Consider the following 15,826-nt stretch of genomic DNA (forward strand, 5'->3'; position numbering starts at 1 on the left):
TTGTCGCTAGTCCGGCGCGGACTGCCTGCGCTTGCCGTTGTGCTGTCCTTGGCCGCGCCGCCCGCCCAGGCACAGCGCCCGCTCGACGCAGCGCCGCAGATGGCGCAGGTGGAACAGTGCCATGCCCTGCTCACCAGCGAACCGCAGGCCTCGCTGCAGCTCGCACGCAGCCTGTTGGCCGCGCCCTCGCTGTCCACCTCGATGGAAATCGGCGCGGTCGGCTGCCTGGGGGTGGCGCTGCGGGCGCTGGGGCAGCTGGACCAGACCACCGACCTGCCCGACCGACTGCTGGCGGCCGCGGCGCGCGCCGACGCCAGCCCCGACGATATCCAGCGCGCCCGGACCATGGCCGCGCACCTGCTGCTGTGGCGCGGCGATCACGCGCGCGCGCTCGGCTTGACCGGCACCCTGCTGGACGATGCGGTGCGGCAACGCGACGTGCAGGGCCAGATCGGCGCGTTGATGCAGATCGCGATGATCCGTGGCGACGCGATGGGCGATGCCGAAGGCGCCCTCACCTACCTGCACAAGGCCACGCAGCTCAGCGACCACCTGCACCGGCCGCCGAACCCGGGCGACCTGATCCTGTACTACAACTATGGGTATGCGCTGCTGATGCTGCAGCGGTACGAGGAAGCCTCCGCAGCCTTCAAGCGCGCTGAAGCGATCGGAACGCGGCTGAGCGGCCAGGACGTGTTCCTGCATCGCATCGCCAGCCATCGCGCCGAAATCCTGCGCGTGTCGGGGCAGCGGGAGGCCGCCGAGGCAGCGCTGCGCGGCGTGCTGGCCTGGCAGGGAAAGCAGGATCCGCAGGGCCAGGTGGTGACCCTGCAGCGCCTGGCACGGCTGGCGATGGACCGGGGCAACGCCGCGGTGGCGCTGCCGCTGGCCACCCAGGCACAGGGCCTGGCAGAGCACGGGCGGTTCGTGGAAGAAGTCCGCAATGGCCTGGACCTGCTCGGTGACATCCACACCCTGCTGGGTCACCGCGAGCAGGCGCTGCAGTACGTACGCCAGGGCCGCGCGATGGACCAGGCGCGCAGCAAGGGCGAGACCCTCACCCAGCTGGCCAGGCTGCAGGCCTCGGCCGAACGCAGCATCCATCCCGCCCAGGTCAATGCCGAACAGGACCTGGGCCGCGTGCGCGTGCTGCGCAACAGCGCGGTGATCGCTTTCCTCACCGTCGCGGTGATTGCCACGGTGCTCGTGCTGCGGCTGCGCCAGCAGCGCGGCCAGCTCACCGCGCTCAGCCGGACCGACAGCGTCACCGGGCTGCCCAATCGCCGCGAGGCCGAGCGCAGGCTCGACGAACGCGCCGCAGGCCACGATGCCGCAGAGCGCAGCGCGCTCCTGCTGATCGAACTGGACGACTTCAAAGCGCTGAACGAGCGCCATGGACAAGCAGCCGGCGACAGCGTGCTGCGTGCCGTGGGCGAATGCCTGCGTGCGGCCTGCGACCGGCACGACCTGCTGGCACGCTGGGGCGGCGCAGCCTTCCTGGTGGCGCGCCACGACACCGGCGCGGAAGCGGCACAGGCCCTGGCCGGGCACCTGCGGCTGGCCATCGAGCGGCTGGTGGTGGATCTCGCCCCCGGTCAGCACCTGACCCTGACCGCCAGCGTGGGCATGGCACCGCTGCCGTTGTTCGGCGATGCACCGGCGGAGCGGGATGACAGCCTGCGCGCTGCCGACCGTGCACTGCAGGGCGCCCGCCAGGGAGGGCGCAATGCATGGGCAGGGATATGGGGCGAAGACGGGACGCAGGCACCGCATCTGTATGCGGTGCTGGGAAATCCGGAAGAGGCCGCGGCAGCCGGGTGGGTGCGACTCAGCGGCAGCCGGCCCATTCGCTGGGATGTGTGATGGATCCGACGTCAGCGGATGACGTCGAACCGCACTTCCACCCGCCGGTTGGGCAGCAGGCATTCCAGCAACGCCGCGCGCGGGCGCACGCTGTCGCACTGCTGCACCTGCTGCGTGTCACCCCGGTATTCGTAACGGATCGTCGCCGGGTCCAGCCCGCGTCCGATCAGCAGCTCGCGCACCGTGCGCGCGCGCCGCTCGGAGAGCGCCTGGTTGGCGTCGAACCCGCGCCCCTGCAGGCGGTCGGCATGCCCGACCAGCGTGACGCCCTGCAGCTTCAGCTTCTCCACGGCGATGCTGGCCAGCGCGCGGTCGATGCTCTCCAGCGAGTAGGTGCGGATGTCGCGGTAGCCGTCGCGGTCGAACTCGAACAGCACGTTGGCCACCAGTGGGCCCGGTGCGGCGATGGCCGCCGGGGCCGCGTCGCACTGGCGGGCCAGCGCTTCGGCGTCGTTGACCAGCTCCTCGGCAATCTGGATGTACGGCTTGGAGTGCCGCCACTGCTGCTGGTTGAATTCGTTGCCGGCGTGCACCAGCTCGACCTCGCCGCAGGCCACCTGCTGCGCCGCGCAGGCAAAGCCCGGCGTGCCATGCAGCACGCGCAGGCGCTGCCACAGGTCGTCGCGCAGGTACTTCGCGTTGTTGACCAGCGGCGTGTCGGTGGGCAGCGGGCTGGCGCCCTGTTCCATGCCGATGATCAGCCGCTCGGATTCACCCAGCGCCGCCTGCGGGAAATCGCTGCGGTCATTGCGGCTGTATTCGTGGAAGGACACGTCCAGCCAGCACTGTGCCTTGGACAGGTGGTAGTCGCGGATCGGGCGGCCGCCATCGTTGAGCGCCTGGATGCGGCCCTGGGTGGCCTCATACGTGGCATGGTCGGCATGGATCGCCTCGTCAGTGATGCGCTGCTGCTGCGGCAGCAGTTGCGCCGTCTGGGCGTGTGCGGCACCGGCAAGCGCGGCAAGGACCGCCGCGCCCAGCAGCGGGCGCGCAGAACGGAAGATCAGGTTGGCGTTGTTCATCAGGGCATCCTCAGCGTGCCGGGTCGCGGTAGCGGACGGGGTCCGGCCGGAAAAGGTCTTCGTCGAACTTGAAGCGCAGGCGCACGAATACGCCCTGCTGGGTGTACTCATAGCCGTTCAGGTCGCGGTCGCCGGCAAAGCCGGTCCAGTTGTAGCCGGCCGACAGCCACAGGTTCTGGCGCAGCAGGCGGCCGACTTCCATGCCGTAGGCGTACTGGTTGGCGCCGCTCTGGCCGCGGAAAGTGGAGCCGAGCACGCCGATGTCCCAGTTCTCGGTGATGTCATAGACCACCCGCCCGGACAGCAGCGTGGCGCGGAAGTCACTGTTGACCCGACCCCCGTCGGCGTAGGCGAACTGATCCTGCTGCCACTTGCCGGCCACGCGCCCGGTGAACCACCACGGCCGCGACGGATGCCAATCGGCATGGGCAGAGACAATGTGCGCGCGGGTGCGCACGTCCTGGCTGCTGCCATCCACGGTGCTGCCATCGACCAGGGTCAGCCCGCTCTCGTCGCGCTCGAGCTTGTACTCGTAACGGGCCAGCGCGTTGATCCGGTTGCGGTCGGTATCGCGGTAGGCCACGCCCAGCTGGAAGCGGTCCTGCAGCACGTCGCCGCGTGCGTCATACCGCGTGCTCAGCAGGTAGTTGCGGGCCAGCAGGGTCCAGTCGCGGCTGAGCTTGCGGGCCAGCATGAACTGCAGCAGCGTGGTGTTGAACGCCTCATTGGTGTCGGTGTCCGGCACGTCTTCAGAGATGCGGTGCTCGGCCCGTATCGCACCGCGCCACAGCGGGTTGGCGCCGTAGTCCAAGGCCAGCGCCAGGCCGGTGCTGTCACCGGTGCTGCCGTCGATCACCTTCACGTGCTCGGCCGAACTGGACAAGCGCAGGCCCTCGGCGATGTCCCAGTTGTTGCGGATACCCGAGGCGGCCTGTACATCGCGGCCACTGATCGCATCGCGCAGGCGGTACTCGCTGAAGGTCTGGGTATCGCGCAGGTAGCTGCTGTCGATACCGAACACCAGCGCGTCGGCCTCGCGGTCGGTGGTGGTGATGCCGTAGGCGCTGGTCAGGCCGGTCTGCTTTTCGTAGCGGCCGTAAAGGCGGCTGCGTTCGAACACCTGGTAATCCAACCCGGCGGCCAGGCGCCGACGTTCTTCGCCGCTCACGCTGTGCTCGATCTCGGCACCACTGCTGAGCTTGTCGCTCAGGCGGTAGCCCAGACCGAAGCGGGCGCTGTCCGATTCCAGCTCGGTGCCCACCGGCAGGTCGCTGGTGATCGGGCTGCCGGTACTGCTGCCGTTGATCACCATCAACCCGGTGGCCGGGTCCAGCGCCTGCTGGCCGTAGCCGAGCGCGCCGCCACCGGCACCGGTGGCGAAGCCGCCGGTCAGGCCACCGGCATTGCCGAACGGCACCCCCGACGACCACGGCGAGGTCACGCCGATGGTTTCGCGGATGCTGCGCACGCCCAGGTCCACGGTCAGTCGTTCAGTAGCCCCAATGCGCACGCCGGCGCCACCAGCATCGCGCTTGCCACCGTCCGGGTTGCGGTCTTCGCTGCGCAGGCCTTCCACGTACAGCTCCAGCCGCGGCCCAAGCTGGTAGGCCACCCGCGCGTTGTACTCACCGCGGCCGCCGTACAGCGGCGCGGCCGGGTTGTTGAACGCCGGGTCGGTACGGGCGGCAAACAGACGCGCTTCCAGCTTCTCGGTCTGGTGCGCGAATTCCACGCGCCAGGCAACACCTTCCACGTCGCCGGTGACGTCCTTCAGGCCCTGCGAGGTGATCTGGTTGATGCTGTTGGTATTGACCTCGCTCTGGGTGCGCGCGAACTCGGCCACCAGCAGGGTGTTGTCGCCGAACCGATAGCTGGCGTTGGCGCTGCCCATTCGGAATTCCGCATACGGGTTGCGGTCATCCACCGCCGCCGCGCCGACTTCCAGCCTGTCGGTGAGCTTCACCTGCGCGTCGGCTCCCACCACCCAGAACTTCTCGGTGTCCTGGTCCAGTTCATAGGTAATGCGCAGCGAGACCGGGTTGAGGTCGCTGTCGAAGGCCGGCAGGAACTGGTTGAGCAGGATGCGGCCGGAGAACGGCTCGAAGCTGTAGTCCACCAGCCGCGCCAACGGCCGCACCGACACGATGCGGGTGGGCTGGTTGCGGTCGCGCGAGATGACTTCGACACGCTCGCTGCCTTCCAGCACCGCGTTGTTGCGCAGCGCGTAGGGACCACTGCCCTGGCTGCGGAACTCTTCGATCACCTGGCGCAGGGAATCTTCGATGGCGAACACGTTGCTGCGCACGCGCTCGCTTTCGAAATGCCAGCCCAGCCCGGTGGCGGTGCGGTTGTAGGTCCCCAGGCTGCGCTGCGGAATCGGACCGCTGCCGCCGATCCCGGTGGCCGTGGCCAGCCCGTCGCCGGTCTGGAAATCGCCGTAGAGCAGGTAGCTGCGCTTGTTGTCGATGCGCACGTACAGGCGCTCGGCCGAGCGCGCGTCGAAGCCGCGCAGCGACGCGTCGCCGTAGACCGGGTAGAACTCCTCGGGCTGGATGTCACGCAGCAGGCGGCCGCGGGTGTCCTTGTCCGAATCGTAGGCGGCAGTGAGCAGCGCATCGCCCTTGATCCGGCCCTTGACGAAGAACGCGGTGCGCGCGGCGGCGTTGGCCTTGCCGTTGTTGAACTGGCGCTCCCAGCGACGGATGTCGCGGTCGAACGCGTCGTTGTGCTCCACCGGCGAAACCAGGCTGCCATTGCCGTGGCGACGGAAGTTGACCACGCCTTCGATGAGGCCGGTGGCGATCATCTCGCGCATCTCCGGCACGAAGCCGATGCTGCCCTGCGCGGTTTCGGCCCCGGCGGTGATCCGCAGCAGCACATCCTGGGGCTCGTGCGGCGCGACCAGGTCGAACTCGGCCACGCCATCGACCACCTGCAGCTGCACGCCCGGGGTGACCTTGTCGGCATCCAGCGCACCCGGACCGAGCTCGTCGGTACGCGAGCCGGGCAGACGGATCCGGCCACCACTGTTTTCAATCGTCGCGTAGCTGGTGCCGGACAGCGGCAGGCCGCTGGAGTCCAGCAGCTGCACGCGCACGTGCACCGGGCTCTGGCCATCGGCCGGCACGCCGTCGCGGTCCAGCTCGACCACGATGCGGTCCAGCGTGCCCGCTGCGGCGCGCACCGCAACGGGCGCGGCGTCCACGCTGGCCGGGCTGCGCGGGTACAGCGTGCTGGCATCGCCCAGTACCGGGGTGAAGCGGCCCGGCGTACCCACGCTCTGGGCCATCGCCGGCAGGGTCGCCAGCGCGCAGGCCAACAAGCTCAAGCGCGGCAGCTGGCGCACTACGGAAGCACGGCTCATGGCTGGCCCTCCGTGGCGGCGGCGGGCGGTGTGGCTCTGGGATGCACGATCGGTCTCTGGTTGGCCGTGTCGGTCGCCTGCTGCGGCGCCCGTGCGGGTTTGCTCTCGAAGCGCAGCGGCGCCTGGCCCGGTTCGGTTTCCGGCGCCTGCACCTCACCCTGGGTGCGACGTGCCTTGACCTGCTCCAGCACCGGGTTGGCGCAGCTGCCTTCGATGAAGTCGGCGCGGTGCAGCTCGCCGTTCTTCAGGTCGAGCAGCAGGCTGTCGGCGTCGCCCAGGTTGCGGTTGCTGCTGGTGGTCAGGCGCGCGCCGACCGGCAGCGTGCTCGCATCCACCTTCAGCGTGTGGCTCTGCGGCGGCAGGCCGCAGAAGCTGTACTTGCCTTCCGAATCGCTGATCACCCAGGTGCCGTCGGAGAAGTACAGGCGCACTCCCGGAATGCCCAGCTCTTCGCGGTCCTGCACGTGGTTGTTGTTGCAGTCCATGAACACCTTGCCGAGCACACAGGCCTGTTCGGTGAACACGCCACCGGTGACACGCACGCGGTATTCGGCACGGTTGGAGGCCAGCGAACCGGGCAGCGGGGTGACCGCCATCGGGTCGATGCAACCGCCGCTGATCGAACAGCCATGGGCCTGCGCCCGGTTGATGCCGTCGCCCTGCTGCGCGCCCACGCCCACGCGGACCCGGTAGGTCAGCACGATCTGGCCGCCGACAGTGATCGGCCCCAGCGCGAAGCCCAGCAGCGGGCCGGGCTTGCCGGCCGGGTCGGCCACCGCACGGCCGTCGGCACGCGCGGTGCCGTCGATGTAGGTGAAGCCACGCGGCAGGCGGTCGATCACGTTCAACGCGGCCAGCGCACTGCCGGCGGTCTGGCGCACGGTGACGGTGTACTGCACGGTGTCGCCGATTTCGGCGGTCTGGCGGTCGCCGGTCTTGGTGATCGCCAGGCCGGTGGCCACCGCCGTATCCAGCGGCAGATGGTTGTGCACGATCGCTGCGGTGGCCGAACCCGCGAACAGGGTCAGGTAGTACTCGGTCGCCGTACCCACCGCGCCGGTCGGCGCCTGGGTGTTGGCCTGCACGACATGGTTGGCACCGGCACCGCCGGCCGGCGACAACGCGCTGGCCTGCGGCGGGATCATGCTCGACACGAAGGTGTAGCCACCCGGCGGAGTCACCGTCAACTGGAACTCGCAACGTGCCGGCGCCGCCGGACCAAACGCGAACTGGTAGAAGCCTTCGCTGCCAACGGTCATCGCAATCGTGTTGCCGTCAATGCGATAGCCACCACCGGCTGCATTGAGCACGCTGGTTCGCGGGTCATACCCGCTGCACAGGCCAACCGGCGCCAGGGTCACGATCGAACCCGGTACCGGGTCGCGGGTGGTGGCGTCGTACACCACGCCCGATGGGTCTACCGGCAGGCTCTGCTGCGGCAGGTGGTCACCGGCGCGCAGCACCACTTCCAGCTGGCTGGTACCGTTGTCGGTGGTGCGGCAGGCACTGACCGCGCCGCGCGCGATCGCCGCGTCGGCGTCGCAGGCTTCCTGCACGCCGCCGGCAGTTTCGCGGGTGACCGGGAACGGCCACAGTACGGTGGAGCGCGGGTCGCGGAAGCGGATGTTCCACTTCACGCCTGGCACCACATCGCCGAAGCGGTAGCTGCCATCGGCCGCACTCACGGTGGTCTTCACCACTTGGCCGTTGGCGGGGTCCACCAGCTCCACGATCCAAGCCGACAGACGACGGTCGCCGCCATCCAGCAGCTGGTCATCGCTGCCCACGTCGAACCACACGGTGCCACCGACCGACGCGGCCAGCTGCACGCTGTTGGGCACGCGGCAGGCGTTGTGGATGATGGTGTCCACGCACGCCGGCAGGTTGCCCACTTCGCCCTCGAACGCAGCGCGTTCGGTTGCGGTCGGGGCGCGGAACGGGTTCTCGCCGCCGCCTTCCACCAGCACGGCATTGTTGACTGTGCCGGCCTCGGCCGCTGCTGCGGCCACACGTACCACCACGGCGATGCTGTCCGGCGATACCGCACCGGCGGCCAGCACGCGCTGGCTGGTGCAGCTGAAACGGGTTGCGCCGGGTTCGCCGGTGCAGGTCCAGCCGGTCCCCACCGGCAGGCTGTCCAGGCTCAGGCCCGCCGGCAGGCGGTCGTGCACCGTGTACTCGCCACGGCTCGGCTGTTGGCCGGCGTTGCGCACCTGGATGGTGTAACCGGCCAGGTTGTTGACCGTGAAGCGCGTGCTGGTGGACGCCTTGCTGACCATCAGGTCGGGCGAATCGCCGATCTCACCGAAGTTGTACTCCAGCGCGTCCACGCCCAGCGGCAGCACGATCTGGCTGATCGCCGACGGCACGCTGGCGCGGTCACTGGCCACACCGACCAGGGCGGCGTTGACGGTGCCGGCGCTGGTAATGCCGTTGAGCGTCTGCGGCGGCTGGGTCGGCTCGGTCACGGTGTAGGTGCCCGGGCGCAGGCCCTCGAAGCGGTAGCGGCCTTCGGCATCGGTGTTCAACGTGAGCGATACCGGCTGGCCAAGGTCATCGGTGCCGGTCAGCACCACGCTGACCCCGGCAATGCCGCCTTCGCCGCTGTCGACGCTGCCGTTGTCGTTACTGTCGTTGTAGACGCGGCCGGCAATGCTGGCGGTCGGAATCTCACCAAAGTTGTTGTTCACCGACTGCTGGTTCACGCCCAGCACCAGCGCAGTGATCTGCGAAGGCGCCGTGCCCGGCGCGGTCACGCTGCCACCGGTGCTGCCGGCCACGGTGCGGCCATCGCGGGTGCCGGTGGGCTGCTCCGGTTCGGTCACGACGTAGGTGCCCGGCGGCAGTTCGGCGAAGCTGTAGCTACCGTCCGCGTCGGTCACGGTATCGCGGCTGATCGGATTGCCGGCCAGGTCGGTGCCGGTCAGGGTGACCCGCACATTGGCCAGGCCGGTTTCGCCCGGGTCGACCACGCCGTCATTGTTGCGGTCGGTCCAGACCTTGCCGCTGATGCCGCTGTTGAGCGGAATTTCGCCGAACAGGTTGTCCACCGAGGCGCTGCCCGGCGTGGTCAGGTCGATGGTGCTGATCGCACTGGGCACGGTGGTGATCGGCGTGGCGGTGCCACGCGGCGTGCCGCCCACGGTGCCGGCGGTGGTGATGCCGTTGCTGGTGCCGGCCGGCTGCTGCGGTTCAACAAGCGTGTAGGTGCCCGGGCGAAGGCCTTCGAACACGAAGCGGCCATCGGCACCGGTCTGTACGCTGACCGAGGCGCTGGCGCCGGTGTCGTCGGTGCCGTTGACCTGCACAGTCACCGCTTCGATGCCGGTTTCAGCGGCACCGTTGCGCACGCCGTCGTTGTCGACATCGAAGAACACCGCGCCGGCGATGGACACCGGCAGGATCTCGCCGAAGTCATAGGCGGTCCCTGCCTTGCCGGCCGGCAGCGTGATCGCGTTGATCGCGCTCGGCACGCTGGCCACGGCGGTGGACACGCCCACGATGGCGCCGTCGATGCTGCCCGCACGGGTGAGGCCGTTGAGGGTCGGGCCGCCATTGAACGACGGCTGCGTGGCCTGCTCGGTCACGCTGTAGGTGCCGGCCAGCAGGTGGTCGAAGCGGTAGCGACCGTCGGCATCGGTCGCCACGGTAACCACGGCGTTGCCCAGCGCGTCGACCGTGCCGGCCGGCAGCTGCAGCTGCACGCCCGGCAGGCCCGGCTCGCCGGCGTCCTGCACGCCGTTGTTGTTGCGGTCCAGGAACACGGTGCCGGACAGCGACGCGGCCAGCTCGCCGAAATCGTTGCCGCTGGCGCCGGCGGCGGGCAGGTTGGCGATCAGGATGACATTGCCCGGCTGCTCGCGGCCTTCGCCCAGCCCGGTCGGCTGGGTTTCGGTGATGCGGTAGGCCTGGCCGGCGATCGCGCCAGGGTAGCTGTACTGGCCATCGGCATTGGTGACCAGGGTGACGGTGGTGTCGTCGGGCGTGCCGAACACGCCGTCGGCGCCATTGCCGACGATGGTCACCTGCACGCCGGGTACGCCGATGTCGCCGGCGGTGTTGTCGCCGTCGTCGTTGCGGTCCAGGTACACCGTGCCGCTGATCGGCGCATTGGCCAGTTCGCCAAAGAGGTAGCCGCTGGCGTCCTGCCCGGCGTTGATGGCGATCGCGGAAATGACGTTGGCCACGGCCGTGCTGCCGGGGGTGGCCGCATTGCCGGCCGCATGCTTGCCGTCCAGGTAACCGGCCGGCTGCGTTTCGGTCAGGGTGTAGCCGGTGCCGGCCTGCGGCGGCAACAGGTCACTGAAGCGGTAGCCGCCGTTGGCATCGGTGGTGGTGGTCAGCGCGACCGGATTGCCAAGCACGTCCGTGCCCGACAGGGTCACGGTGACGTTGGCGATGGCGTTTTCACCGGCGTCGCGGCGGCCGTTGTTGTTGTTGGGCGCCACGTTGGAGAAGTCTTCGTAGACCTCGCCGCTGAGCGAACCGAGCGCCTCGCCGAAATCGTTGCCACTGGAACCGGTCAACGGCAGCGCGTTGAGGGTGATGCTGTTGGTCGCGTTTTCGGCGGCGTTCGCATACCCCTGCGGCTGCGTCTCAGTGATGCGGTAGTTCTGCCCGACCACCAGGCCATCGAAATCGTAGCGGCCCTGCGCGTCGGTCTGGACCACCACCGGTGGCAGGTCATCGCCCGTACCGAACGCGCCGTCGGGGCCCGCGCCGATGAGGGTGACGGTGGCGCCCTGCAGGCCGCCATTGGCCTGCGAATTGCGCGTACCGGCATCGCCCGCATCGAAGTCGCCGTTGCCGTTGCGGTCCAGGTACACATGCCCGGAGATGGCGGTGACCGCGTCTTCGCCGAAGTTGAACGCAGTGGCATCTTCGCCGCGCGAGAGGTCGATGTTGCCGATCCGGTCGGTGGTTGCCGCATCGCCGGCCGCGCCGGTGGCCACGGTGCAAACTGCGCACGCCGCAGTACCCACCAGGCCCGGATTGATCGCGCTCGGGCGGTTGCGGTAGCTGCCGGTGGGCAGCACTTCGCGCAGCGTGTACACCTGCAACGGGTTCAGGCCGGGGAAGCTGTAGCTGCCGTCGGCGGCGGTGGTGGCACTGGCCACCACGGTGCCGGCCGCATCGAGCAGTTCGACGGTGGCATTGGCAATCGGGGCGTCGCCGGTGTTGCGGGTGTTGCTGTAGTTGCTGTCGACGTAGACAAAGCCGGACAACGCCGGGCGGCGCACTTCCGGGAAGTTGTAGCGCACCGCGTCCACGCCCGCGCCCAGCGCGACGGCGGTATAGAGCGAGTTGGCGCTGATCGCCGGATCGACCACGGCATAGGTACCGCCGGCCGACGGCGCCAGGCCGCCCGCAACGGGCGGTGCCACCGGGCCATTGACGTAGGCGGCCGGCTGCACCTGGGTCAGCGTGTAGCCGTCGGTCCCGGCCGGTGCGAGGTTGTCGAAGCGGTAGGCACCGTTGCCGTCGGTGGTGGTGGTGAGCGTCACCGCGTTGCCGTAGGCATCGGTGCCGGTGAGGCGCACTTCCACGCCGGAAATGGTCGGTTCGCCGGCCTGCGGCGTGCCGCCATCCGTGCCGCTGCGCTCGCGGTCCTGGAACACCACGCCGGTCAGCGAGGACCGCACCACGGTGTGGGTGCTGGTGCCTTCGTCATTGCCGGGGGTCGGGTCGAGCTGGTCGCTGGTGGCGCGTGCGGTGTTGAGGCCGGCGCCATTGGCCGGCAGCGTGGTCCAGCGCGCGGGCACCAGCACGCGGACGCGGCCGTCCAGCGCCAGGTCGCCCATGCGGCAGGTAAGGTTGCGACCGTTCACCACGCAGCTGCCGGTGCCGTTGCTGACCACGCCGGCGTCAGCGGTGTTGCCGGCCTTCTGCCAGCTGGTGCCTTCGCCGCCGCCGATCACCTCCAGACCTGCCGGCAGCGTATCGGTGACCACCACGCCATCGCCGCGCAGTGGATTGTCGCCGCTGCGGTCGCGCGACAGGCTGTGGCCGGGGCCATTGTTGACCACGTCCAGCACGTACCAGAACGGCTGGCGCAGGCTGATCGTGGTGGCAGCGGCGGGCAGCGGCTGGGTCGGGTTGGCATTGGGCGCCAGCACCACGCTGGTCTTGGTCATTGCCAGATCCGAGCGCGTGCGGATGCTGGTTTCCTGCACCGCGCTGTTGTTGCTGGTATCGCGCTCGGTTTCGGCCGAGCGTGCGGTGACCGCGTTCAACAGCGTCGCGCCGGTGGCCGGCGGCGCGCTGAGATACTGGTACACCAGGTACAGGTAGCTCGTCTGGTTGGCGGCGATCGCGCCCTGCTCGGTGGTGGACACGCCCACGCTGGGCATGCTGCACGACAGGGTCTGCGGCGCCGTGGTGGGGTTGCTGCTGCCCGGGGCAACCGTACAGCGGACACCCGGTGCTTCCATCGCGCCCTGCGGCGTGGTGTTGGTGCCGGTGCGACTGCCTACGAAGGCCACGTTGGCCCCGCTCGCGGGGGTGATGGTGTCTTCAATCACGGTGCGGGTGGCCAGTGATGGGCCATCGTTGCGCACGCTCACCTGGTAGGTGATGTAGTTGTTGGCTTCCTGCCCGACACGCGAGTCGTAGCCCAGCGGATCCACTGCGCCATCGAAGTTCTGGTCGATCTTGTTGACGATCAGGTCGACTTCACCGGCGGTGAAATCCAGCGCGGCGGCACGCAGGTCATCGTCGGTGCGGCTGTTGTAGTTGTAGCTGCGCCCGCTGCCGTCGACGCCGCTGGCCGGTACCGGGCTGCCGGTGTTGTCCGGATCGAAATGGAACGAGCCATCGTTGGTGAAACGGCGGCCCGTATTACCGCTGTTGACGTTCGGGCGGATCACCACCGTCATGGTCTGGGTGGAGTTGTTGGCCATGTCCTGCGGCGCACAGGTCAGCCGCAGCGTGGCGGGCGCGCCGCCGGTGTTGAACCACGAGGTGCCGCCCGGGGCGGACGCCGAGCTGATCGCCGCATCGTTGGAGGTCACGCTGCACGCGGTGCTGCCGCTGCCGGTGCGCACCGCCGAAATCAATACAAAACCGGCGTCATTGGCCGGCAGGGTGAAGGTATCGCTGAACACCACACCGCGGGCCGTGGACGGACCCCGGTTCTGGTAGGTGATGCGGTAGGTGGTGTTCACGCCAGCGCGGCCCGGGCTGCCGGAGGTGATGTCCTTGGCAGTGGTTGCCATGTTGGCCACCGGGTCGATCTGCACCCAGTCCGAGGCGCTGTTGTTGCCCGGGTTGGCTTCGCCGATCGACCCGCTCACGGTCGGATCGACGCTGACGCCTGCGGTGTTGCAGAAGCGGCCGGCCGGCATCGCCACGCCACCGCAGGTACCAGCTGCCTGGCTCTGGCTGTCGAACAGGCCGCGGTTGACGGTGAACACGATGGTGGCGGTGGCGCCGGCCGCCAGCGCGGTGCCGGCGGAGCGGCAGATGTAACCGCTGCCGACCACATCGCAGGTCCAGCCGGCCGGCACGGTGTTCTTGGTGACGGTGGTGCTGCCGGTGACAAAGCCCGGGATGGGGTCGTTGACCACCACGCCGGTGGTGGTTGCGCCGTTGTTGGTGACCTGCAGCGTGTAGCTGACCCCACCATCCGCTTCCCGGATCACGTTGTCGGCGTCGCCAGCGCCATTGGTGCGCTTGGTGATGGACAGGTCGGCGCGGGCGTCGGTGGCGCGGCTCTGCCCGCCGGTGCAGTCATTGCCGGTGTTCGGATCCAGGTTGATGCCACCGGCGGTGGTCGGTTCGGCCGAACCGCCGCTGCCGCCGGTACAGGCGGTATTGGCCAGCGAGCCCTGCAGGCGCGCAAGCGTGTACAGGGTCAGCGCGGCGGAGTTGCCGTTGACCGCAACCGGGTAGCCACCAGTCTGGGTGCAGGTGACGACCTGCGCCGGGGCCCCGCTCCAGGCGCGGTCCACGCTGCAGCTGAAACCGCCCACGGTCACGGGCACGCCCGCCGCGTAGGGCTGCCCACTGGCATCGACCCACTCTTCGCCCGCGGCAAGCGTATCGACCAGCTGCAGGTTGCCGGTGACCGTGCGCGGGCCCAGGTTCTGCGCGCGCAGGGTGCTGGTCATCACGCTGTCGGTGCGCAGGCCGGTGTTGTTCCACACCGGTACCAGCGCCGGCGTCTTGGTCTTGGTCATGCGCAGGTCGGCGCCGTCGGGGATGACGGTCAGGCCGACGCTGCCCTGGTTGTTGGTGAGCACCGGATCCGGCGTGGCCGCGCTGATCTGGGCCGTGTTGGTCACCGTACCGCTGCTGTTGGTGCCGGTGGACGGCACCTGCGCCTGGATCGCGATCTGCGCCTGCGCGCCCGGTGCGAAGCTTGCGGCGTTGCAGGTGACCACGGTGCGCTCGGCGTTGTTGCTGCACGACCAGCCGCCGGGTCCGGATACCCCGTTGACGATGAAACCTTCCGGCAGCGCATCGCGCAGAACCACCGTGGTGGCGGCACTGGGACCATCGTTGCGCGCGGTCAGCGTATAGGTGACCACCGAACCGGCGGCTGCCGGCGCGGGCGATACCGACTTGGACACCAGCAGGTCCGCACCGGCAGTCACCTGCGTGGTCACCTGGGCAGCGTTGTTGTCCGGCACCGGGTCGGGCACGTTGCCGGCGTTGACCACCGCCGAATTGACGATGTTGCCGGTGCCGACATTGACCTTGCCGCGGAACGAATAGCTGGTGCTCGCGCCTACCGCCAGGGTGCCGTTGTAGGTGCCGTTCTGCTGGGTGAAGGCCCAGTCCGCACCGGTCGGCGCGCCGACCAGGGTGACATTCGGCGGCAGCGTATCGGCCACCCGGAAGCCGGTGGTGACGCTGGGGCCGGCGTTGCGCACGGTCAGGGTATAGGTGATTTCGCCGCCGCCGATCACCGGATCGGGCGTGGCGCTCTTGCTGAGTTCCAGGTCGGCCGCCGCCTGGATGGTGGTGTTCTGGCTGGTGCGGTTGTTGGCAACGTTGGTATCGCTGCCGAAGAACGGGTCGGTGTTCTGCAGCGTGCTGATCGGCGTGGTCGCCGGCGGCAGCGCGTTGGCGAAGCCGATCGCGGCGCGCACGGTGATGGTGGCCGGCTGCGAGGCGATGGTGGTGACCGGCAGCTTGAATTCGTAGGGCGCCGTGGAAGCATTCAATGCCGGGTTCGTGCACACCACGCGGGTGGTGCCGGCAGCGCCCGCCGAGGCGCTGCAGCCCGCCGGGGCGGTGCCGCCCAGCGCGGTGCCGGCGGGCAGGTCGAACAGGGTCACGCTGCCGCTGGCGGTGTCGTTGGCGCCGTTTTCGACCTTGACGTTGTAGATCACCGTGGTGCCGGCCGGCACCGGGTCGTAACCGGTGTCGGAGAAGTCGGTGATCTGCAGGTCGATGGCCAGTGCGGGCAGTGGCAGCACCATCACCAGGGCCAGCAGGGCGCGGCGCAGCGACAACCGCCAGGACTGCGCCTGCGTGCGCTCAAACGGCGTTGCCGCCGCGCAGATACCTGCGCGATCGCTCTGGATGGACATGCGTTTTCCCCTGTTCCGGTCGTTGCAGCGTTCACAGGGAA

The 15,826-nt window shown here is 69.2% G+C and carries 4 protein-coding genes; 1 reads left to right on the top strand and 3 read right to left on the bottom strand.

From position 1 onward, the window contains the following. Nucleotides 1–48 precede the first annotated feature (48 nt). On the top strand, nucleotides 49–1,863 hold the full coding sequence (locus tag BAY15_RS00235) for a tetratricopeptide repeat-containing diguanylate cyclase (RefSeq protein WP_167693283.1): 1,815 nt from the start codon (nucleotides 49–51) through the stop codon (nucleotides 1,861–1,863). A gap of 11 nt (nucleotides 1,864–1,874) precedes the next feature. Here BAY15_RS00235 and BAY15_RS00240 read toward each other — a convergent pair whose 3' ends face one another. From BAY15_RS00240 to BAY15_RS00250, 3 genes are read right to left on the bottom strand one after another with little or no spacing between them, the layout of a single operon-like run. Next, nucleotides 1,875–2,885, bottom strand: coding sequence for an OmpA family protein (locus tag BAY15_RS00240; protein WP_068847895.1), 1,011 nt, complete (start codon nucleotides 2,883–2,885; stop codon nucleotides 1,875–1,877). A gap of 10 nt (nucleotides 2,886–2,895) precedes the next feature. Then, nucleotides 2,896–6,249, bottom strand: coding sequence for a TonB-dependent receptor (locus BAY15_RS00245; RefSeq protein WP_157771653.1), 3,354 nt, complete (start codon nucleotides 6,247–6,249; stop codon nucleotides 2,896–2,898). After that, on the bottom strand, nucleotides 6,246–15,785 hold the full coding sequence (locus BAY15_RS00250; RefSeq protein ID WP_068847899.1) for an SdrD B-like domain-containing protein: 9,540 nt from the start codon (nucleotides 15,783–15,785) through the stop codon (nucleotides 6,246–6,248). Before BAY15_RS00250 ends, BAY15_RS00245 begins: the two co-directional genes overlap by 4 nt. Nucleotides 15,786–15,826 lie beyond the last annotated feature (41 nt).

The organism is Stenotrophomonas rhizophila, from assembly GCF_001704155.1.
GTDB classification, from domain to species: Bacteria; Pseudomonadota; Gammaproteobacteria; order Xanthomonadales; family Xanthomonadaceae; genus Stenotrophomonas; species Stenotrophomonas rhizophila_A.